Raw genomic sequence first — 19,403 nt, forward strand, 5'->3', positions numbered from 1 at the left:
CGCTGGATGCTCCTGCTGCCGGTGTGCTTCGTGGTACTGACGACCCTGCAGGTGCTGCTGCTGCGCTTCATCGACCCGCCCTTCAGCGCCTTCATGGTCGCGCGGCAGTTCGAAGCGATCGGGCAGGGCGACTTCGGCTATCGCATGGGTCATCGCTGGGAGGACCTCGAGGACATGTCGCCCTCGATCCCCGTCGCGCTGGTGGCGGCGGAAGACCAGAACTTCGCGAGCCACCATGGCTTCGATTTCCTGGCGATCGAAAAAGCGCGCGCGCACAACCAGAAGATGGCCGAGCGCGCCGAACAGCGCGGCACGCCCGTCAAGCGATTGCGCGGGGCGAGCACCATTTCGCAGCAGACCGCCAAGAACCTGTTCCTCTGGAGCGGCCGCAGTTACGTGCGCAAGGGCCTGGAGGCCTGGTACACGGTGCTGATCGAAGCGCTGTGGCCCAAGCGCCGCATCCTGGAGGTGTACGCGAACATCGCCGAGTTCGGCGACGGCACCTACGGCGCGCAGGCCGCGGCCGTGCGCTTCTTCAACAAGGACGCTGCGCGCCTGTCGCCCGCGGAGGCCTCGCGCCTGGCCGCGGTGCTGCCCAACCCGCGCCGCTACGACGCCGGCCGCCCGGGGCCCTACATCCAGCGCCGCAGCAACGCCATCCAGCGCCAGATGCGCCAGCTCGGCGGCGGCGCGTGGGTGCGCACGCTGGACTAACATTGCCGGCATGGATGCCCATCTCCCCACGGACGACGCCCGCCGCGATCCGCGATTGACCGTCGTGGTCGCCGCCTTCGACGAAGCCGACGCCCTGCCGCTGCTGCAGCCGCGCATCGCCGCGGTGCTCGACGCGCTTGCGCACGACGCCGGCATCGTCGGGCGCGTGCTCTACATCGACGACGGCAGCCGCGACGCGACGTGGCAGGTGCTGCAACGCCTCGCCGCGCAGGATCCGCGCATCGCATTGCTGCGGCTGTCGCGCAACTTCGGCAAGGAAGCCGCGCTCACCGCGGGCCTGGACCACATCGAATCGGGCGCGGCGATGATCCTGGATGCCGACGGCCAGGATCCGCCGGAACTCATCCCGCAGTTCGTCGCCAAGTGGCGCGAAGGCTTCGACGACGTCCACGGCACGCGCATGGCGCGCGAAGGCGAAAGCCTCGCCAAGCGCGCCACCGCCCACATGTTCTATCGCGTGATCGGCCGCCTCTCGCGCACGCCCATCCCGGCCGACACCGGCGACTTCCGCCTCCTGTCGCCGCGCGCGCTGTCCGCGCTGCGGCAACTGCGCGAACGCAACCGTTTCATGAAAGGCCTGTTCGGCTGGGTCGGGTTCCGCCAGGCCTCGATTCCCTACCAGCGCCAGGCGCGCGCCGCCGGCGGCAGCAAGTTCAATTTCTGGAAGCTGTGGAACCTCGCGATCGAGGGCATCACCGGCTTCTCCACCGCGCCCCTGCGCGTGGCCACGTACGTGGGCCTGGCCACCGCGTTGCTGGCCTTCCTCTACGGCGCCTGGATCGTCGTGAAGGCGATGCTCTGGGGCGACCCGGTCGCGGGCTGGCCCACGATGATGGCGGTGATCCTGTTCCTCGGCGGCATGCAGCTGATCGCGCTGGGGACGCTGGGCGAATACCTCGGCCGGTTGTACGAAGAGGCCAAGCAGCGCCCGCTCTACCTCGTCGACGCCTGGCGGCCGGCCGCGGGAGTATCCTCGGCCCAGCCGCCGACGGAGGGACACGACGATGCGCACGGTCCGCCACCTGCTCGAATCGAAAACGCCTGAGGTCTACGCCATCGGGCCCGACCAGCCGGTCCTCGAAGCGATCAAGCTGATGGCGGAAAAACGCATCGGCGCACTGCTGGTGATCCAGGGCGGCCGCCTCGTCGGCATCGTCTCCGAGCGCGATTACGCGCGGAAGGTCGTGCTGCAGGGCCGCGCGTCGTCCGATACGCCGGTGCGCGACATCATGTCGTCCGACGTCGTGCGCGTGGGCCTGTCCGACACCACCGCGCATTGCATGCAACTGGTCACCGACAAGCGCATCCGCCACTTGCCCGTCGTCGACGGCGATGCGGTGCTGGGCGTGGTGTCGATCGGCGACCTGGTGAAAGCCGTGATCGAAGACCAGCAGGTCGAGATCGACCAGTTGCAGCGCTACATCGCGAGCTGACGTCCGAAGCGCGGGCTTGGCGGGCGCGACCTACTTCGCGTACTTCCCGCCGCACTGCACGTCCTTGCCCGGCCCGAGTTCGATCGTTGCCAGCAGCGCCGCCGGCGGCGTGATCGTGGCCAGCGACAATGCGATCGCGCCACGCAGTCCCACGCGCTTGAGGTCCGGACGGAACGAGGGATCCTTGAAGGTGCCGCCCACGAGCAGCGGCGAGCGGAACGCGAACAGGCTGCGATCCTTCGGCCGCGGCCGCAGGTGCAGGTCGAGCGTTTCGTCGCGCAGGTTGACGCTGCCCTCGCCGACGATGAGCGTGTCGGTCGTGTCGAAGGCCAGCGACTGCGTCGTCATCACGCCGTTCCTGACCTCGAAGTCCGCGAACGCGCAGCGGATCGGGATGCGCCGGTCGCCTTCGACGAGGAACTTCAACGCTTCGGCGATATCGATGCCCGCGTATTCCATCAGCAGGTTGCTGATCTGGCCGTGGCCCATGCCGAGTTGCGCGGTGCCGTTCGCCGAACCGAGCATCTTCGCGATCGAGTTGCCCGTGCCGGTGATGTGGATGTCGCCGCCGACGCGGCCGACCGCTTCGCGCATCACGTCCGATTCCGGCAGCAACTGCGGCAGGCTGAGGCCGCGCACCTGCATGTCGGCGCGCGTGTGGATCGGCGATTCGCGCGCATCCATGCGGATCGTCGAACGGATGTCGCCGCCGGCCACGCCGAAGTTCAGCGGATCCAGGCGCAGCAGGCCCGCATCGATCAACAGGTGCGCATCCATGTCGTCGAGCGGCAGCTTCGGTGCGTTGATGCGATGCGCCTTCCAGCGCACGTCCGCATCCATCGCGCGGAGTTTGTCGAGTTCGTAGGGCTTGTCGGGCAGCACGCGCGTCTTCGCGCGTTCCTGCGCCGCCTTCGCCGCTTGTTCCGCCGTCGCGGTTTCGCCCGCGCCCGCGGCGGGCGGCTTGCCGACGAAGCCCGCGAGGTCATCGAAGTCCAGGCGCTTGGAGACGAGCGTCGCCTTGAGGATCGGACGCTTGCGGCCGGTTTCGAAACTCGCGTCGCCGCCGAGGTCGCTGTCGCCGAGCTTCCCGGTGAAATCGTCGTAGTGCCAGATGTTGCCGGTGTCCTTCGTGCCCGTGCGGCTGGTGGGCGTCTGTTCGCGCGTGAAGCGGCCATCGAACGAATACGGCGGTGAATCCGGCGCGGCGATGCCGAGCAGCGGATACAGGTCGGCGAGGTTCTGCCCGGCCAGCGCGAGCTTGAGGTTGAAGCCGCGCAGGCGGAACGGGTCGAGCAACGTGCCGCGCGCATGCGCCCGCGTCGTGCCGGCGGTGACGTGCACGTCGATGCGATACGGGTGCGTGGTTTCGCGCAAGGCGAGCGGCGTTTCCGCGCGCCCGTCGAGCTTGAACTTGCGGCCTTCCCAACGCCCGCCACCATCGGCCAGCACCGGCGGCGCCTTCGACGACGGATCGCGCAGGTCGCTGTGCACGGCGACATCGATGTCCGTGTTGCGCGACGCATCGAGGAAGCGCAGGCGTCCATCGTCGATCCACAGTGCGCCGTATTGCGTCGTGTCCGTCGACGCTTCGCCGAACACCCAGTTGCCCGTGTGGCCGGGGCCGTATTCCAGGCGCATGCGCGGCTTGCGCAGGCGGATCTCGGGCAGGCGATATTCGCGATGGAAGAGCAGCGGCTTCAGTTCGATCGCGAACTGCAGGCAATCGGCCGACACCATCGTCGGCTCCTTCGACCAACTGGCATTGCCGAACGTGAAGGCGCCGACCTGCACCAGCGGCGTCCATCCGAAGCGATCGACATCGAGGTTGCCGATGATGTGGAACTTGCGCCCCGTGCGCGCTTCCACCTGGCGTTCGACCAGCGGCTTGAACCAGTTCCAGTCCCAGAACGCGAGCAGCAACGCGATGCCCACCGCCAGCACGCCGAGCACCGTGAGGAACGGATGCCGCGCGAGCGGGGCGAGCGGGCCGCCGCGCGCGAGGGGGCGGGGCGCGTCGGGATCGGACTTGGGGGTGGCCATCCGTGCGCGGTTCTCCGGGGGAACCCCACCATCCGCAGGGCGCGGTCGAAGCCCGGTGAATGCGTTGCGCCGCGTTCAGTCCCGCGGCCACACCTGCGCGAGCACCGCGATGTAGTGGCACACGGTGCCGGCCACGACGAACAGGTGCCACACCGCGTGCGAATAGCGCATCGACGGCCGGTGGTAGAACACCGTGCCCAGCGTGTAGGCCACGCCGCCGGCGATCAGCCAGCCGAAGGTCCAGCCATCCAGCGCCGCCATCACCGGGCGGATGGCCAGCAGCACGAGCCAGCCCATCGCGACGTACACGGCGGTGGACAGCAACCGGAAGCGCCCGGTGAAGAAGAACTTGAACACGATGCCCGCCGCGGCCAGCGACCAGATCGCGATGAAGAGGTTGCGGCCCACGTCGCCGCGCAGGCCCACGAGCGTGAAGGGCGTGTACGTGCCGGCGATCAGCAGGTAGATCGCGCAATGGTCGAACACCTTCAGCGCGGACTTGGCGCGTGGCGAGGCCATCGCGTGGTACAGCGTGGAGGCCACGTACAGCAGCAGCATCGACAGCGAGAACACGATCGCCGACGCGAGCTGCCAGCCATCGCCGTGCAGCGCGGCCAGCGTGACCATCACGATGCCGCCGGCCAGCGCCGCGAGCGCCCCGAACCCATGGGTCACCGCGCTGGCGAATTCCTCCCGCAAGGCGAGCGGGGACAGGGGCGCGTCGGTCGAGGGGCGGTCCATGCGCCGAGCCTGCGCCCGCGGGGCTGGAGCTTTTGCTCCTGGCGCCGCCCGGGCTCGCTAGACTTGCCCCCGCATGATCATTTCCCACCAGCACCGTTTCATCTTCGCCGCCGTGCCGAAGACCGGCACCCACTCGGTCCGCCAGGCCCTGCGCGAACACACCGGGCCCGACGACATCGAGCAGGTCGGCCTGTTCGTCGACAAGCGCTTCCCGTGGTCGGACCTGGCCGCATTGCGCCACGGGCACATCAGCCTGCGCCAGGTGCGGCCCTACCTCGGCGACGAGGCCTTCGCGCGGTATTTCAAGTTCGCGTTCGTGCGCAATCCGTTCGACCGCTTCGTCTCGTACTGCGCCTTCATGACGCGCAACGACGATCGCTTCGCGCGCGAACCGCAGGCGGTGATGCGCCAGGTGCTGTTCGACCTGCGGCCGCTCGAACACGTGCTGTTCCAGCCGCAGCACACCGTGCTGGTCGACGATGCCGGCGCGCTGCTCACCGATTACGTCGGCCGCGTGGAAGACATGCAGGCGTCCTACGACACCATCTGCGACCGCATCGGCATCCCGTCGCGCACGCTCGAACAGGTGAACAGCTCGCGCCGCGGCGACTACCGCCAGTACTACGACCGCGCGCTCATCGATGGCGTCGCCGCGCTGTATCGCCGCGACCTGGAGTTGTTCGGCTATGCCTTCTGACGCGCGCATGGTGCCCGGCAATCCGCGCAAGACGCTGTCGGTGCGCGACCTCGGCACCGTCGACATCACCGCGTTGCGCGACGCCGTGCTCGCCATCCCGGATGCCTTGTGGGATGCGGAAAACGCGAGCAAGCCCAACAAGTTCGAAGCGCTCGACCGCACGCGCCACATCGTGTTCCGCTTCGTCGACAGCGTGCGCGACTGGCGCGGCTCGCACGACCGGCCGCTGTGGGCCGACTGGCGCGCGCTGCTGCAGCCGGTGATGGACGCAGCGACCAAGCCCTATGGCTATGCGCGCGCCACGTTCCCGCGCGTGATGCTGGCGCGCATGGCGCCGGGCGGCATCATCCATCCGCACGTCGACGCCAATCCCGCCGCGAGCTGGCCGCACAAGATCCACGTGCCGCTGCTCACCAACCCGCAGGTCGGGTTCCTCATCGGCGAGCGCGTGTACCACTTCCCAGAAGGCCGCGCGGTGGAGGTCAACAACCTCGGCCGCCACGCCGTGCGCAACGACGGCACGACCGATCGCATCCACCTGATCTTCGAATACTTCGACGAAGACCAGCCGGCGCCGCCGCCCATCGCTTAGTCGATCGCCACCGCGTGCGCGTGTTCGCGCGTGGCGAGGAAGGTCACCGCCGGCGCACGTTCCTGCGCCAGCTGCAGGTTGACGCGCGTCGGCGCCAGGTAGACCAGCTGCCCGGCCGCATCCAGTGCCAGGTGCATCGCGTTCTTCTCGCGGAATTCCTCGAGCTTCTTCGCATCGTCGCAGCGGATCCAGCGCGCCGTGGCCACCTGCACCTGTTCGAACGACGCGTCCACGCTGTATTCGTCCTTCAGCCGGTACGCGACCACGTCGAACTGCAGCGTGCCCACCGCGCCGAGGATCAGGTCGTTCGACATCAACGGCCGGAAGAACTGCGTCGCGCCTTCCTCCGACAACTGCGCCAGGCCCTTCTGCAGCTGCTTGAGCTTCAGCGGATCGCGCAGGCGCGCGCGTCGGAACAGTTCCGGCGCGAAGTTCGGGATGCCGGTGAACGACAGCATCTCGCCTTCGCTGAAGCTGTCGCCGATCGAGATCGTGCCGTGGTTGTGGATGCCGATGACATCGCCCGGGTACGCGGTCTCGACGATCTCGCGATCGCTCGCCATGAACGTCAGCGCGTTGGCCAGCTTCACTTCCTTGCCGGTGCGCGACTGCATCGCCTTCATGCCGGCGGTGAACTTGCCCGAGCAGATGCGCATGAACGCGACGCGGTCGCGGTGCTGCGGATCCATGTTCGCCTGGATCTTGAACACGAAGCCCGACAGGTGCGGCTCGTACGGGCCGACTTCGCGCGTGGTGGTCGCGCGGGGCTTGGGTTCCGGTGCGTGTTCGACGAAGAAGTCGAGCAGCAACTGCACGCCGAAGTTGTTGACCGCCGAGCCGAAGAACACCGGCGTCTGCTTTCCCGCCAGGTACGCGGCCTGGTCGAAGGGATGCGAGGCGCCCTGCACGAGTTCGAGTTCGTCGCGCAGCTCGGCCAGCATCGCCGCGCCGATGCGCGCTTCCACCTGCGGATCGTCGAGCGAGGCGAAGATGGTGGAATCCTGGCGCGTGAAGTTGCGGCCCGGTTCGTACAGGTGCACCTCGCCGCTCACCAGGTGCACGACGCCCTTCAGGCGCTGCCCCATGCCGATCGGCCAGGTTACCGGCGCGCACTGGATGCCGAGCACCGATTCCACTTCGTCCAGCAGGTCGATCGGCGGCTTGCCTTCGCGATCGAGCTTGTTGATGAAGGTCATGATGGGCGTGTCGCGCAGGCGGCAGACTTCCATCAGCTTGATCGTGCGTTCCTCGACGCCCTTGGCGACGTCGATGACCATCAGCGCCGAGTCCACCGCGGTGAGCACGCGATAGGTGTCCTCGCCGAAGTCGGCGTGGCCCGGCGTGTCGAGCAGGTTGACGATGCAGTCCTCGTACGGGAACTGCATCACCGAGGAGGTCACCGAGATGCCGCGTTCCTTTTCCAGCGCCATCCAGTCGGACGTGGCGTGGCGCGCGGCCTTGCGGCCCTTCACGGAGCCGGCCATCTGGATCGCGCCCCCGAACAGGAGCAGCTTTTCGGTCAGCGTGGTCTTGCCGGCGTCGGGGTGCGAGACGATGGCGAAGGTGCGCCGGCGCGCGGCTTCGATGGAGACATCGGACATGGTCGGGGGGCGCGGGGCGCGCGCAGGGCACAGCGGGGAAGGGCGCGGATTATAGCGTTCGCGTCAGTGCGCGCCGGTCGACACGCCATCCATGCGGAAGGGGATCGCGATCAGCTGCATGCCCCGGTTCACCTGCACGGCGAAGTGCAGGTGCGGGCCGGTGGTGAAGCCGGTGTTGCCGGACAGCCCGATGCGCTGGCCCGCCTTCACGCGCTGGCCCACGCGCACGTAGACGCCCTCGGGCTTGAGGTGCGCATACAGGCCCATCGTGCCGTCGTCGTGGAGGATGCGGACGTAGTTGGCGCGGCCGCCGTATTTCTCCAGGTCCAGGCCGGCCTTGTCGAAGTCCGATTCCACCTGCATCACCACGCCGCCGCGCGCGGCGGTGATCGTGGTGCCCTGCTTCACGCCGAAGTCGATGGCGTAGCGGTTCTGCGGATCGGTGTGGCTGAACGTGCCGCCGAAGCCCTGGTCGATGCGCATCGCCGCGCGCGGCAGCGGCAGGGCGTACTCGACATCGCGCGGCTTCGCGTTCGGATCGCCGGGGATGGCCTGCAGGCCCACCACGAATTCCGACGCGCCGCTGCCGACGATCTGCAACCGCGACACCAGCGCGCTGCCGTGCGCGGGCACCGTGGCGCGCGCGGGCAGTTCGGGTTCGCCGCGGATGTTGGTCGCCTTGTCGAAGGACAGCATCACCTCGACGGGGCCATCGAGCAGGTTGTCGGCGAAAGCGAGGTAATGGCCGCCTTCGTTCTCCACGCGCAGGCGCGCCATCGCACCGGGTTCGGCGCGCACGGGAATGATGCGGACTTGCCGGCCGGCCGCCTGCGGTTCCGCGGGCGGGCGATCGCCGTAATGCACGATGCCGTTCTTGTCGACCCAGCGATACACCTTGTTGGCCGCGCCGGCGTCGCGCGCCAGCGGGCCCGCGAACATCGCGAGCGCCACGGCCAGCGCGAGCGGCCACGCGCGCATCGTCAGTCCACGCAATCCCGCGCCAGGCCCAGCGCCGTGGCGACGTCGCGCAGGTCGAACGCGGTGACGGCCTTGTCGTCGTGCACCGCGAACAGCGCGCCGCCGGGGAAGTGCGGCATCGACGCGGCATGCAAGGCAACGCCGTCGGTGTGCGACGTCGTGTTGCCCTGGAACGTGCCGCGCGGTTGCAGCGTCACGCGATCGAAGACATGGAACAGCGTGAGCGGCGCGAGCTGGTCCACCGCGATCCAGTACCCGCCGCCATCCGGGCACGTCCACAGCGCAACGCCTTCGGCTTCGGCGCCGAAGCTGTCCTGCGGCAGGCTGCGGCCGGTGTACTTGCCGGAGAAGGTGTATTCGCGCAGCGTCGATTCGTGGCGCTGGTCTTCATCGGCGACGAGCAGGCGGTCGTTCGCGCGATCGCCGGCGATGGATTCCACCATGCGCAGCGCGTAGGCCTCGCGCGTGTCGCCGAACGCGCCACCGTAGTTCGCACGCAGGCGGCCGGCCTGGTCGAACTGCACGCGATAGCGGCGCACGCGCTGGTCCAGTTCCGCGAACGGCGGCACTTCGTCGAACTTCTTGCCGTACATGAAGCTGTCGGTGACGTAGACCTCCAGCTCGCCCGGCTCGGTCTCGTTGACCCACAGGCCGTACGGGCTGCGCAGTTCCTTCTCGCCGAAGAAACCGACGAACTTGAAGTCGGGGAGCTGCAGCACCTGCACGCGATGGTTGTCGCGTTCGACCACGAACACGTAGTCGGCGTACACCGCGATGCCGTTCGGGCGGTCGAACTGGCCGGGCCCGGTGCCTTCGCTGCCGAACGTGCGCAGGCGCGTGCCGTCCTCGGCATCGAAGATCACGAGGTTGTGCCCCGACTTGCCCGTGGCGATGAGCCAGTTGAGGCCATCGGCGCCGGGCCAGGTCGCCAGCGAATCGAGTTCTTCTTCGGGCATCTCGGCCGAAACATACGCCTCGGGCACGGTTACCGGTTGCGGCGGGGCGACGAGGGCGGGCTTCGGCGCCGGGGCTTCCGGCGCGGGCGTGGACGTGGTCGCGCAGGCGCCGAGCAGGGCGATGGCGAGGGTGAGCGCAAGGAGGCGGGGGGCGGAATTCGCCCGATGTCGGATAGGCATGCGCAAAGTATGCGGGAGCAAGCGGCCGATGTATTCGGGGGCAAATCGTCTTGCCGCCGATGCGACGGCCGCGGCCCGGATCCGACCATTCATCGCTTCATCGCAATGAAGCGATTGACAGATGCGGAAAGGCTCCGGCATCCTGCGCGCCATCCATCGAGACCGGCTGAGGGACAGGCCCGAAGAAGCCGGGGCAACCGCATGGCGCGCAAGCGGCGTGTTGGTGCCAAATCCTGCGGGGACGCTTGCGTCCGCCGGCAGATGGATCGATCGCGCGCTGTCGCCGCGCCTCGATTCTTCGTCGTACCCGCGGACCTCGGTGGTGGCTTGTCCACCTTCAAGGAGCGTCCGATGACTGCCGCGATCGCGTTGTCCCCCTCGTCCCCCGTCGCGCCCGCCTTCGCGGTTCCGCGCGCCCCGTTGCCGGATGCCCGCCGCGGCGCCTTCGATGCCGTCCTCGACCTGCGCCACGCCGGCCTGCGCTGCGTGCGCCTGCAGTGGGAAGTGCGCGGCGACCGCGCGCGACCGGCCGTGGCGGTGCTCGGTGGGATTTCCGCCGATGCGCACGTCGCCTCCAGCGCGCACCTGCCGGCGCCGGGCTGGTGGGAATCGCAGCGCGAAACGTTCGCCGACCACTGTTGCGTGTCCTTCGACTGGATCGGCGCCGACGGCACCCTCGATGCGCCCATCGACACCGCCGACCAGGCGCGCGCGCTGGCGCTGGTGCTCGATCACCTCGGGATCGCGCGACTCGACGCGTTGGTGGGCTGTTCGTACGGGGCGATGGTGGGGCTCGCGTTCGCGACGGCGTTCCCCGAGCGCGTGGGACGCCTCGTCGCGATCGCCGGCGCACACCGGCCGCATCCCTTCGCGAGCGCATGGCGCGCCTTGCAGCGCAACGTGGTCGCGCTCGGCCAGCTGCAGTGCGACGAAACCCACGGCCTCTCGCTCGCGCGCCAGCTCGCACTGCTGAGCTATCGCACGCCGGAGGAATTCGACGAACGTTTCGATGCGCCCGCCACGTTGCAGGCCGGCGCCGCACGGTGTGCGTCGGAAGACTGGCTCGCGCACCACGGCGCCGAGTACGCGCACCGCACGCCGACGACTGCGTTCCTGCGCCTGTCCGAATCCATCGACCTGCATCGCCTCGATCCCGCCGACGTGCGCGTGCCCACCACGCTCGTCGCCTTCGCCGAAGACCGCCTCGTGCCGATCGACGACGTGCGCGCGCTCGCCGCCGGCATCGCCGCGCCGGTGCGCCTGCACGCGCTGCATTCGCGCTACGGGCACGACGCGTTCCTGAAGGAACCCGATGCGATCGCCGCGTGCCTGCGCCTGGCGTTCGACGCCCCGCGCGAGGTGTGCGCATGAGCGCCTTCCATCCTGCGACTGCCGCGGTGCGCGCGGGCATCGATCGCGACGAGGCCTTCGGTGCAGTGACGCCACCGCTGGTGCTGTCGTCCAACTTCAGCTTCGAAGGATTCGACTGCAAGCGCCGCTACGACTACACGCGCAGCGGCAATCCCACGCGGGACCTGCTCGCCGACGCGCTTGCCGAACTCGAAGGCGGCGCCGGCGGCGTGGTCACCTCGACGGGCATGTCGGCGATCGCGCTGGTGCTCAACGCCTTCCTGCAGCCGGGCGACGTGCTGGTGGCCACGCACGATGCGTACGGCGGCAGCTGGCGCCTGTTCGATGCGCTGGCGCGCAAGGGACATTTCGAACTCGTGCTCGCCGATCTCGCCGACCCGCGTGCGCTGGCCGCCGCGCTCGCGCGCGCGCCGGCGCTGGTGTGGGTGGAGACGCCGTCCAATCCGCTGCTGCGCATCACCGACGTGCGCTTCGTGTGCGAAGCCGCCCACGCGGCCGGCGCGCGCGTGGTCGTCGACAACACCTTCCTTTCGCCCGCGTTGCAGCGCCCGATCGCGCTCGGCGCGGACGTCGTCGTGCATTCCACGACGAAGTACATCAACGGTCACAGCGATGTCGTCGGTGGCGCGGTCGTCGCGCGCAGCCCGGAAGACCACGCGCAGCTCACGTGGTGGGCCAACGCGCTCGGCGTGACCGGCGCGCCGTTCGACAGCTTCCTCACGCTGCGCGGCCTGCGCACGCTGGATGCGCGCCTGCGCGTGCACCAGGAGAACACGCAGGTGATCGCGGCGCTGCTCGACGAACATCCCGCGGTGTGCGCCGTGCATTGGCCGGGCCTCGCGCGGCATCCGGGGCACGCACTCGCCAAACGCCAGCAATCCGGTTTCGGCGCGATGCTGTCGTTCGAACTCGACGGCGGCGTGCCGGCGGTGCGCGCGTTCCTCGACGGACTGCGCTGCATCACGCTCGCCGAATCGCTCGGGGGCGTGGAAAGCCTGGTGGCGCATCCGGCGACGATGACGCACGCGGCGATGTCGGCCGAGGCGCGCGCAGTCGCGGGGATCGGTGAAGGCTTGCTGCGCTTGTCGGTCGGCATCGAACACGCGGAGGACTTGCTCGCCGATCTGTCCGATGCGCTGGAACGCGCGCATGCCGTCGCCCGAGCCGCCCGCCGCGAGACCGCGACGTGAGCCTGCGCATCGCCTTGCTCGGCACCGGGCAGGTGGGCCGCGCGCTGCTGGCGCGGCTGGACGCGCGCACGGATCTCGCGCTCGTGCACGTCGCCAACACGCGCTGGACGCAGGGCGCATTCGAAGACGCGACGGTCGTGATCGATGCGACCGCGAGCGACGCGGTCGCCGCACGCCATGCGGACTGGCTCGGCCGCGGATTGCACGTCGTCACCGCGAACAAGCTCGGGCAGGGCGCAGACCTCGCGCGCTGGCAAGCGATCGAAGCGGCATGCAGCGCCAGCGGTGCGCGTTACGGCGACAGCGCGACCGTCGGCGCAGGGCTGCCGCTGTTGCGTTCCTTGCGCGCGCTGCGCGACGGCGGCGATGCGATCCATGGCGTCGCTGGCGTCCTGTCGGGTTCGCTCGCGTGGTTGCTCGGCGCCTACGACGGGGAACAACCGTTCTCCGCGCTGGTGCGTCGTGCGCAGGCGGCGGGCTTCATGGAACCGGATCCGCGCGTGGACCTGTCGGGCGAAGACGTGCGCCGCAAGCTGCTGATCCTCGTGCGTGCGGCGGGCATCGCGCTCGAGGCGAACGAGGTCGCGCTGGAAGGCGTCACCACGCCGCGCCTGCTCGCGGCCACGACGCCCGGCGACATCGAACACGCCTTGCCGTCCCTCGATGCCGGGATGCGCGATCGCTTCCACGCCGCGCAGGCGCGCAACACGCGCCTGCACCTCGTCGCGCGCTGGGATGCCAGCGGCGCGCGCGTCGGACTCGAAGCGCTGTCGAACGACGACCCGCTCGCCGGCGGCCAGGGCACCGACAACCGCGTCGCGCTGCACTCGGCGCGCTACGCGTTGCGTCCGCTCGTGATCCAGGGGCCGGGCGCCGGCGCGGACATCACCGCGGCCGCGCTGCTCGACGATGTATTGACGATCCGCAACACCACCGCGCTTCAGCGCAGCGCGTCGATCCGCGCGGGCGCCTCGGAGAAGAAACTCTCGATCGACTGCGGGCGCCTGATCGCGTAACCCTGCGCGTAATCCACGCCCATCCCGCGCAGCACGTCCAGCTGCTCGACCGTTTCGGCCTGCTCGGCGACCGTGCGCTTGTCGAGCACGTGCGCGATCTGCGTGATCGACCGCACCACCGCGTTCGCGAGCTCGGACTGCCCGAGGTCGCGCACGAAGCTGCCGTCGATCTTCAGGTAATCGACATCGAGATGCTGCAGGTAACCGAACGAACAGAAGCCCGTGCCGAAGTCGTCCAGCGCGAACCGGCAGCCGAGGTCGCGCATGCGGGCGATGAACCGCTGCGCGCGCGCACGATCGCGCACGACGCTGGTCTCGGTGATTTCCAGGCACAGCTTTTCCGCCGGCACCGAACTGCGCCGCAGCCGCGCGGCGAAGTAATCGCTGAACTCCTCGTCCACCAGCGTGCCGCCGCCGAGGTTGATGCCGCAGTGGTGGATCATCGCGGCCTGGTCGGGACGCGCTTCCAGCCATTCGAGCACCGCATCCACCACGTAACGATCCAGGCGCGGCCCGAGGCGATAGCGTTCGGCCGCGGCGATCAGTTCGGCGGGCGCGCGCGGGGCGCCGGTGGCGTCGGTCCAGCGCAGCAGCACTTCGAAGTTGCGCAGGTGCGAGGCCGCCGCGGGATCCAGCGGCACGATCGGCTGCGCGAACAAGGTGAAACGCCGCTGGTCCAGCGCCTCGCGCACCTGCAGCGCGGACCGCATCGACGCGGTGCGCACCGCGAGCTCGTCGCCTTCGCGCGAGGCCGCGACCAAACGGTTGCCGCCGTATTCCTTCGCCGCGAAGCACGCCGCATCCGCGTGCGACAGCAACCCATCGAAGTCCACGTGCGGCGTGGCGCTGTGCGCGATGCCGATGCTGGCCGCGGCGGTGAGCATCTGGTCCTGCCAGTCGATGCGCAGGCCGTCGATCGCGGCCAGCACGCGCCGGCCGCAGGCGATCGCCGCGGATTCGGTGATGGGCACGAGCACCGCGAATTCATCGCCGCCGGTGCGCGCCACGAGCGCGCTGTCGCCGAATTCGCCCGACACCACGCCGGCCACCGAGCGGATCATGTCGTCGCCCGCGACGTGGCTGGCCGAATCGTTGACCAGCTTGAAATGGTCGAGGTCCAGGTACAGCAGGCTGAGGTCGGGTTCGGCGCCGGCGAGGCGTTCGCGCGCGCGTTCCTCGAACGTGGCGCGGTTGAGCAGGCCCGTGAGCTGGTCGCGCGTGGCGCGCTGGTACAGCGCCGCCGCGGTGTGGCGTTGTTCGTACGTCGCCACCGCCAGCATCACCGGGATCACCGAGATCAGCACCAGCAGCAACATCAGCACCGACGCATCGAGCAGCGTGAGCGGACGCGTGAAGCCGCCCAGCCCCAGGCCCGTCAGCAGGCTGATGAACGTGACGACGAGGATCGTGCCCACCATCGTGGTGAGCGGCGAGAAGCGCACGGCCGCCCACAGCAGCAGCGCCAGCGGCAGGCTCACCAGGCCGAGCGCGTAGAGGTTGCCGCTCTGGCCCGCGCTGACGATGGCGGCCATCGAGGCGACCAGCGCGAACGTCCATACCGTTTGCTCGCGCTTGTCGACGCGGTCCTTCCACAGGCTTTCGCGCAGGCCGCCTTCGCCGAGCACCACCGACAACGCGGGCGCCATCGTCGTGATCCCGAGCAGGTCGCCCAGCGTCCACAGCAACCAGGCGCGACCCGATTCGATCGGCGGGACCATCCCCGAATAGACCAGGCCGATGGTCCCGATCGTCGCGCCGGCCACGCCGAGCAGGATGCCGCCGCGCAACAGCATCAGCCCGTCGGACGTGCGCAGGTGCAGGCCGTCGTTGCGGCGGTGGCGCAGCACGTACCAGCCGGCCGCGAGCGTGGACAGGGTGTTGGCCGCGACGGAGTAGGGCACGAACGCGTCGGGGACCGGGTCGACCGTGAGGTGCAGCAGGAGGAGCGCGGCGGGCACGATCACCGCCCAGCGCAAGCCGTAGCGCACGACCACCGCGAAGCCCACGCCGGCGCTCGGCCAGAACAGGGTGATGTCGTCGGGGGTGCGCAGGTAAAAAGACGCGAGCACCGCCCCGGCGTAATACAGGCCGGTCAGCAGCAGGAAGCGTTTCAGCGTCCCCAAGGCATGCCCCATGCCGCCGAGTGTATGCCGAAAGCGGCGGCGGGCAGGGGCGCCGACCGACGCGCGCCGGTCAGCGCGCGACGATCAGCACTCGATGACGTTGACCGCGAGGCCGCCGCGCGAGGTTTCCTTGTACTTGTCCTGCATGTCGCGGCCCGTGTCGCGCATGGTCTTGATGACCTTGTCCAGCGACACCTTGTGCTTGCCGTCGCCGCGCAGGGCCATGCGCGAGGCGTTGATCGCCTTCACCGCGCCCATCGCGTTGCGTTCGATGCAGGGGATCTGGACCAGGCCGCCGATGGGATCGCAGGTCAGGCCGAGGTTGTGTTCCATGCCGATCTCGGCCGCGTTCTCGATCTGTCCGGGCGTGCCGCCCAGGGCCGCAGTCAGGCCGGCGGCCGCCATCGAGCACGCCACGCCCACTTCGCCCTGGCAGCCGACTTCCGCGCCGCTGATCGACGCGTTTTCCTTGTAGAGGATGCCCACCGCCGCGGCGGTCAGCAGGAAATCGAAGATGCCCTGTTCGTTCGCGCCCGGGCAGAAGCGATCGTAATAATGCAGCACCGACGGGATGATGCCCGCCGCGCCGTTGGTGGGCGCCGTCACCACGCGGCCGCCGGCGGCGTTCTCTTCGTTCACGGCGAGCGCATACAGGTTCACCCAGTCGAGCACGGTGAGCGGGTCGCGCATCGCGGCTTCGGGGCGCACGTTCAATTCGTTGAACAGGGCCGGCGCGCGGCGCTGCACGTGCAGGCCGCCGGGCAGCGTGCCGCTTTCGCGGATGCCGCGCTGCACGCACGACTGCATGGCCAGCCACAGTTCGCGCAGGCCTTCGCGGATGCCCTCGTCGTCGCGCCAGGCATGTTCGTTGGCGAACATCAGTTGCGCGAACGTCAGCCCGGTGCGTTCGGCCTGGGCCAGCAGGTCGGCACCGCTGTGGAAGGGATAGGCGAGTTCGGTGGTGTCGGCCACGATGCGGTCTTCCGCCGCTTCGTCCTGGTTGACCACGAAGCCGCCGCCGACGGAGTAGTAATCGCGCGTCGCGATTTCCGCGCCCGCCGCGTCGAACGCCGTGAAGCGCATGCCGTTCGTGTGGAACGGCAGCTTCTGGCGCTTGTTCATGATCATGTCCCGCTTCTCGTCGAAGGGGATCTCGTGCTTGCCCAGGATGTTGATGCGCCCCGTCCCGCGGATGCGTTCGAGCGAAGCGGGGATCACGTCCGGGTCGATCAGGTTCGGCAGGTGGCCTTCCAGCCCCATCAGCACGGCCTTGTCGGTACCGTGGCCGCGCCCGGTGAGCGCGAGCGAACCGAAGACTTCCGCACGCACGCGCGCCACCTGGCCAAGCCGCCCGCTCTCCTCGAGCCACTTCTGCGCGAACCGGCACGCGGCGCGCATCGGCCCCACGGTGTGCGAGGAGCTCGGCCCGACGCCGATCTTGAACAGGTCGAAGGTGCTGACGGCCATGGGGGACTACGTGGGGACGGAGGGCGCCTATTCTATGCCCCGGCGATTTTCGCCGCCCCCGAAAGGATCCCGGAGTGCGCCTGCGGCTCTACCAGCGCGACGACTGCCCCTTGTGCGACGCCGCGCTGGCCGTGCTGGCCGAAGCGCGGACGCCGGACTTCGAACCAGTCTGGATCGACGACGACGCGGCCCTGGAGGCGCGCTTCGGCGAACGCGTGCCGGTGCTGCGGGACGAGGATCGCGACATCGAGCTCGACTGGCCGTTCGACGCCGACGCGATCCGCGCCTTTCTGCGCTGACCTCAGCGCTTCGGCGTGAAGACCACTTTCGTGGTGATCGCGACTTCGTTCGGCACGAGGTCGGTCTGTTTCCAGTCGCCGCCGCCGACGCCGAAATCCAGGCGCTTCACCGTCGCCGTGCCGGACAGCACCGGCTTCGCACCGGCTGTCCACGTGAACACGAGCGTGACCGGCTTGCTCGCGCCATGCAGCGACAGCGTGCCGTCGGCCGCGTAGCGGTTGCCGCCGAGCGCGCGGAACTTCGTCGCCGTGTAACGCGCCTGCGGGAAGCGCTGGCTTTCGAAGAACGTGCCCGTGAGTTCCGGGTCGTAGTCCTCGTTGCCCGTCGTCGCGCTGGCGAGCGGGATCGTCACGTCGAGGCGCGCATCGGCGAGGTGTTGCGGATCGAAGCGCAGCGTCGTCGTGAAGCCGGGGAACCGGCCGGGGACGGGGTCGCCCTGGTAGCGCGCGGTGAACTGCAGCGTCGAACCGGCGGCCTGCACGTAATCGGCCGCGTGCGCGAACGCGGTGCAGGACAGCAGCGCGCAGGCGAGCGCGAAGCGGCGAAGGCGGTCAGCGGACATCGCGGGGTTCCTCGTGGGTCGGGTCGGGCACGCGCAGCCAGCCATTGGGCAGCATGCGGGCGAGCGTGGCGTCGCGCGCGAACAGGTGGTGCCAGATCGCGATCGCGGCGTGGCCCAGCGCCACGACGATCAACGTCCAGAACAACACCTCATGCGTGGTCTCGAACAGTTCGTGCATGGCGTGGTCGCGCGCGGTCAGCGCGGGCACGCGCACGAGGCCGAACCAGCGCAGCGGGAAGCCCGCCGCCGAATTCATGATCCAGCCGCTGATCGGCACCGCGAACAGCAACGCGTACAGGCCCACATGCGTGGTCGACGCGGCGCGGCGTTGCCACAAGGGCCCTTGCAGCGGTCGCGGCGCACCCGCCCACGCACGCCACAGCACGCGCAGCGTCACCAGCGCCAGGATCGTCAGGCCGATCGACTTGTGCAGGTTGTAGATGCGGATCTTGTCCGGCCCGTTGTGCATGTCCGTCATGGTCAGGCCGAGGTAGGCCATGACCAGGATCAGCACGACGATGGTCCAGTGCAGCAACTGGCTCACCGGACCCCAGCGGTCGATGTTGGCGAAGCGGCGCGAGGTCGATGCAGTCATGGGGTCGTCGTGGTGGCAGGGGCGGGTTCGGCCGACGGCGCGGGCGTCGTGGTCGCATCGGTGGCAGGCATCGCATCGTCGGCGTCCGCGCGCGAACGCGTGGCTTCGGCTTCGATGCGCAGTTCCACTTCATCGCCCACCACGCTGGGCCACGCCGTCATCGTGAACAGCTTGCGGCTGAACGTCGTGGTGGCGGAAAACCCGGCGGTGCGGCGGAAGGGCGGCAGCGGATGGCGCTTGAGCTGGTGGAACGTGGCGTCCAGGCGCACTTCGCGCGTCACGCCGCGCAGCGTGAGGTTGCCGACCACGGTGGCGTGCGTGGCGTCGATCGGTTCGATGCGCGTGGAGACGAAATGCGCGACGGGATGCGCGTCGGCGTCGAGGAAATTCCTGGCGAGGACCGCGGCGTTCCACTTCGCGTCGCCGAGGTCGAGGCGCTTCAGCGGCACTTCCACGTCGACGCGCGCGGACTCCCAGTCGTCCGGATCGAACACCAGCGTGCCGGTCGACCCGGAGAACGTGCCCAGCGCATTGGAGAACCCCGCGTGGCTCACCGCGAACATCACGCGCGTGTGGACCGGGTCGATCGCGTACGTCGCTTCGGCGGCGCGGCCCGCGACGGGCGCCAGGGCGGCGAACAACAACACGACGGCGGCGATCGGGCGATGCGGCATGTGGGGTCGATGTCCTGTCGCGCCGTGGGGGTTCAAGGCCCGTGGATTCTAGGCCGGCCACGTGAACGGGAGCGCGTGGCGGACGGAATGCACCGTCGCGCCGCAACCGGGTCGGCCGCCGGCGTATCCCTCCCGGCAACCGCCGCCGTCCG

The 19,403-nt window shown here is 69.4% G+C and carries 19 protein-coding genes and 1 riboswitch; of the genes, 9 read left to right on the forward strand and 10 right to left on the reverse strand.

The window, feature by feature from the left end; translation table 11 throughout:
- The first annotated feature begins 6 nt into the window (after window positions 1-6).
- From mtgA to LYSCAS_RS09220, 3 genes are read left to right on the forward strand one after another with little or no spacing between them, the layout of a single operon-like run.
- Entirely contained in the window at window positions 7-714 is a 708-nt protein-coding gene (gene mtgA / locus LYSCAS_RS09210) for a monofunctional biosynthetic peptidoglycan transglycosylase (RefSeq protein ID WP_244858741.1), read from the forward strand.
- Between the two features lie 10 nt (window positions 715-724).
- The gene (locus LYSCAS_RS09215; protein WP_213433712.1) at window positions 725-1,780 is read left to right on the forward strand and encodes a glycosyltransferase family 2 protein; all 1,056 of its coding nucleotides are present in this window, start codon (window positions 725-727) and stop codon (window positions 1,778-1,780) included.
- Window positions 1,740-2,168: a CBS domain-containing protein gene (locus LYSCAS_RS09220; protein ID WP_213433714.1), complete on the forward strand. Its 429-nt coding sequence runs from the start codon at window positions 1,740-1,742 to the stop codon at window positions 2,166-2,168. Before LYSCAS_RS09215 ends, LYSCAS_RS09220 begins: the two co-directional genes overlap by 41 nt.
- Window positions 2,169-2,198: 30 nt before the next feature.
- On the opposite strand, the gene LYSCAS_RS09225 is transcribed toward LYSCAS_RS09220, so the two are convergent.
- Both LYSCAS_RS09225 and trhA read right to left on the reverse strand, forming a co-directional pair.
- Window positions 2,199-4,208: an AsmA family protein gene (locus LYSCAS_RS09225; RefSeq protein WP_213433716.1), complete on the reverse strand. Its 2,010-nt coding sequence runs from the start codon at window positions 4,206-4,208 to the stop codon at window positions 2,199-2,201.
- Between the two features lie 75 nt (window positions 4,209-4,283).
- Window positions 4,284-4,949 (reverse strand): PAQR family membrane homeostasis protein TrhA, encoded by a 666-nt coding sequence (gene trhA, locus LYSCAS_RS09230; RefSeq protein WP_213433718.1) that lies wholly within the window; start codon window positions 4,947-4,949, stop codon window positions 4,284-4,286.
- Window positions 4,950-5,022: 73 nt separating this feature from the next.
- On the opposite strand from trhA, the gene LYSCAS_RS09235 reads away from it, so the two are divergent.
- Both LYSCAS_RS09235 and LYSCAS_RS09240 read left to right on the forward strand, forming a co-directional pair.
- A complete protein-coding gene (locus tag LYSCAS_RS09235) occupies window positions 5,023-5,646 on the forward strand; it encodes a sulfotransferase family 2 domain-containing protein (protein ID WP_213433720.1) in 624 nt (207 codons plus the stop codon).
- Window positions 5,636-6,238 (forward strand): aspartyl/asparaginyl beta-hydroxylase domain-containing protein, encoded by a 603-nt coding sequence (locus tag LYSCAS_RS09240; RefSeq protein WP_213433722.1) that lies wholly within the window; start codon window positions 5,636-5,638, stop codon window positions 6,236-6,238. Before LYSCAS_RS09235 ends, LYSCAS_RS09240 begins: the two co-directional genes overlap by 11 nt.
- On the opposite strand, the gene LYSCAS_RS09245 is transcribed toward LYSCAS_RS09240, so the two are convergent.
- The 3 genes from LYSCAS_RS09245 to LYSCAS_RS09255 form a co-directional block, all read right to left on the reverse strand.
- Window positions 6,235-7,839, reverse strand: coding sequence for a peptide chain release factor 3 (locus LYSCAS_RS09245; RefSeq protein ID WP_213433723.1), 1,605 nt, complete (start codon window positions 7,837-7,839; stop codon window positions 6,235-6,237). The two genes, LYSCAS_RS09240 and LYSCAS_RS09245, sit on opposite strands and share 4 nt — an antisense overlap.
- Before the next feature lie 63 nt (window positions 7,840-7,902).
- Window positions 7,903-8,817 carry a peptidoglycan DD-metalloendopeptidase family protein gene (locus LYSCAS_RS09250; protein WP_244858495.1) on the reverse strand — a complete coding sequence of 305 codons (915 nt, stop codon included), beginning with the start codon at window positions 8,815-8,817 and terminating at the stop codon, window positions 7,903-7,905.
- A 2-nt stretch (window positions 8,818-8,819) separates the two neighbouring features.
- A complete protein-coding gene (locus tag LYSCAS_RS09255) occupies window positions 8,820-9,953 on the reverse strand; it encodes an NHL repeat-containing protein (protein WP_213433724.1) in 1,134 nt (377 codons plus the stop codon).
- A 150-nt stretch (window positions 9,954-10,103) separates the two neighbouring features.
- Window positions 10,104-10,221: riboswitch (SAM riboswitch) on the forward strand.
- A gap of 83 nt (window positions 10,222-10,304) precedes the next feature.
- Between LYSCAS_RS09255 and metX the strand changes: the two genes are divergently transcribed.
- The 3 genes from metX to LYSCAS_RS09270 are packed head-to-tail and all read left to right on the forward strand — an operon-like array spanning window position 10,305 to window position 13,530.
- On the forward strand, window positions 10,305-11,324 hold the full coding sequence (gene metX, locus LYSCAS_RS09260) for a homoserine O-succinyltransferase MetX (RefSeq protein WP_244858496.1): 1,020 nt from the start codon (window positions 10,305-10,307) through the stop codon (window positions 11,322-11,324).
- The gene (gene metB, locus LYSCAS_RS09265) at window positions 11,321-12,514 is read left to right on the forward strand and encodes a cystathionine gamma-synthase (RefSeq protein WP_213433725.1); all 1,194 of its coding nucleotides are present in this window, start codon (window positions 11,321-11,323) and stop codon (window positions 12,512-12,514) included. Before metX ends, metB begins: the two co-directional genes overlap by 4 nt.
- Window positions 12,511-13,530 (forward strand): homoserine dehydrogenase family protein, encoded by a 1,020-nt coding sequence (locus LYSCAS_RS09270; protein ID WP_213433726.1) that lies wholly within the window; start codon window positions 12,511-12,513, stop codon window positions 13,528-13,530. The genes metB and LYSCAS_RS09270 overlap by 4 nt, the downstream gene beginning before the upstream one ends.
- Here the strand turns inward: LYSCAS_RS09270 and LYSCAS_RS09275 are convergent.
- Both LYSCAS_RS09275 and LYSCAS_RS09280 read right to left on the reverse strand, forming a co-directional pair.
- Window positions 13,455-15,665: a putative bifunctional diguanylate cyclase/phosphodiesterase gene (locus LYSCAS_RS09275; RefSeq protein ID WP_213433728.1), complete on the reverse strand. Its 2,211-nt coding sequence runs from the start codon at window positions 15,663-15,665 to the stop codon at window positions 13,455-13,457. The two genes, LYSCAS_RS09270 and LYSCAS_RS09275, sit on opposite strands and share 76 nt — an antisense overlap.
- A 72-nt stretch (window positions 15,666-15,737) precedes the next feature.
- Window positions 15,738-17,120 carry an L-serine ammonia-lyase gene (locus tag LYSCAS_RS09280; protein WP_213433730.1) on the reverse strand — a complete coding sequence of 461 codons (1,383 nt, stop codon included), beginning with the start codon at window positions 17,118-17,120 and terminating at the stop codon, window positions 15,738-15,740.
- A 74-nt stretch (window positions 17,121-17,194) separates the two neighbouring features.
- Here LYSCAS_RS09280 and LYSCAS_RS09285 point away from each other — a divergent pair, with 74 nt between their 5' ends.
- Window positions 17,195-17,419 carry a glutaredoxin family protein gene (locus tag LYSCAS_RS09285; RefSeq protein WP_213433732.1) on the forward strand — a complete coding sequence of 75 codons (225 nt, stop codon included), beginning with the start codon at window positions 17,195-17,197 and terminating at the stop codon, window positions 17,417-17,419.
- Between the two features lie 2 nt (window positions 17,420-17,421).
- On the opposite strand, the gene LYSCAS_RS09290 is transcribed toward LYSCAS_RS09285, so the two are convergent.
- Genes LYSCAS_RS09290 through LYSCAS_RS09300 form a run of 3 tightly spaced genes read right to left on the reverse strand, consistent with a single transcriptional unit; the run spans window position 17,422 to window position 19,251 of the window.
- The gene (locus tag LYSCAS_RS09290; RefSeq protein WP_213433734.1) at window positions 17,422-17,982 is read right to left on the reverse strand and encodes a YceI family protein; all 561 of its coding nucleotides are present in this window, start codon (window positions 17,980-17,982) and stop codon (window positions 17,422-17,424) included.
- Complete coding sequence (locus tag LYSCAS_RS09295; protein ID WP_213433736.1) at window positions 17,972-18,577, reverse strand: cytochrome b; 606 nt, start codon at window positions 18,575-18,577, stop codon at window positions 17,972-17,974. The genes LYSCAS_RS09290 and LYSCAS_RS09295 overlap by 11 nt, the downstream gene beginning before the upstream one ends.
- On the reverse strand, window positions 18,574-19,251 hold the full coding sequence (locus tag LYSCAS_RS09300; protein WP_213433737.1) for a YceI family protein: 678 nt from the start codon (window positions 19,249-19,251) through the stop codon (window positions 18,574-18,576). Before LYSCAS_RS09300 ends, LYSCAS_RS09295 begins: the two co-directional genes overlap by 4 nt.
- Between the last annotated feature and the right edge of the window lie 152 nt (window positions 19,252-19,403).

This window comes from Noviluteimonas caseinilytica, assembly GCF_018406605.1.
Classification (GTDB): Bacteria; Pseudomonadota; Gammaproteobacteria; order Xanthomonadales; family Xanthomonadaceae; genus Noviluteimonas; species Noviluteimonas caseinilytica.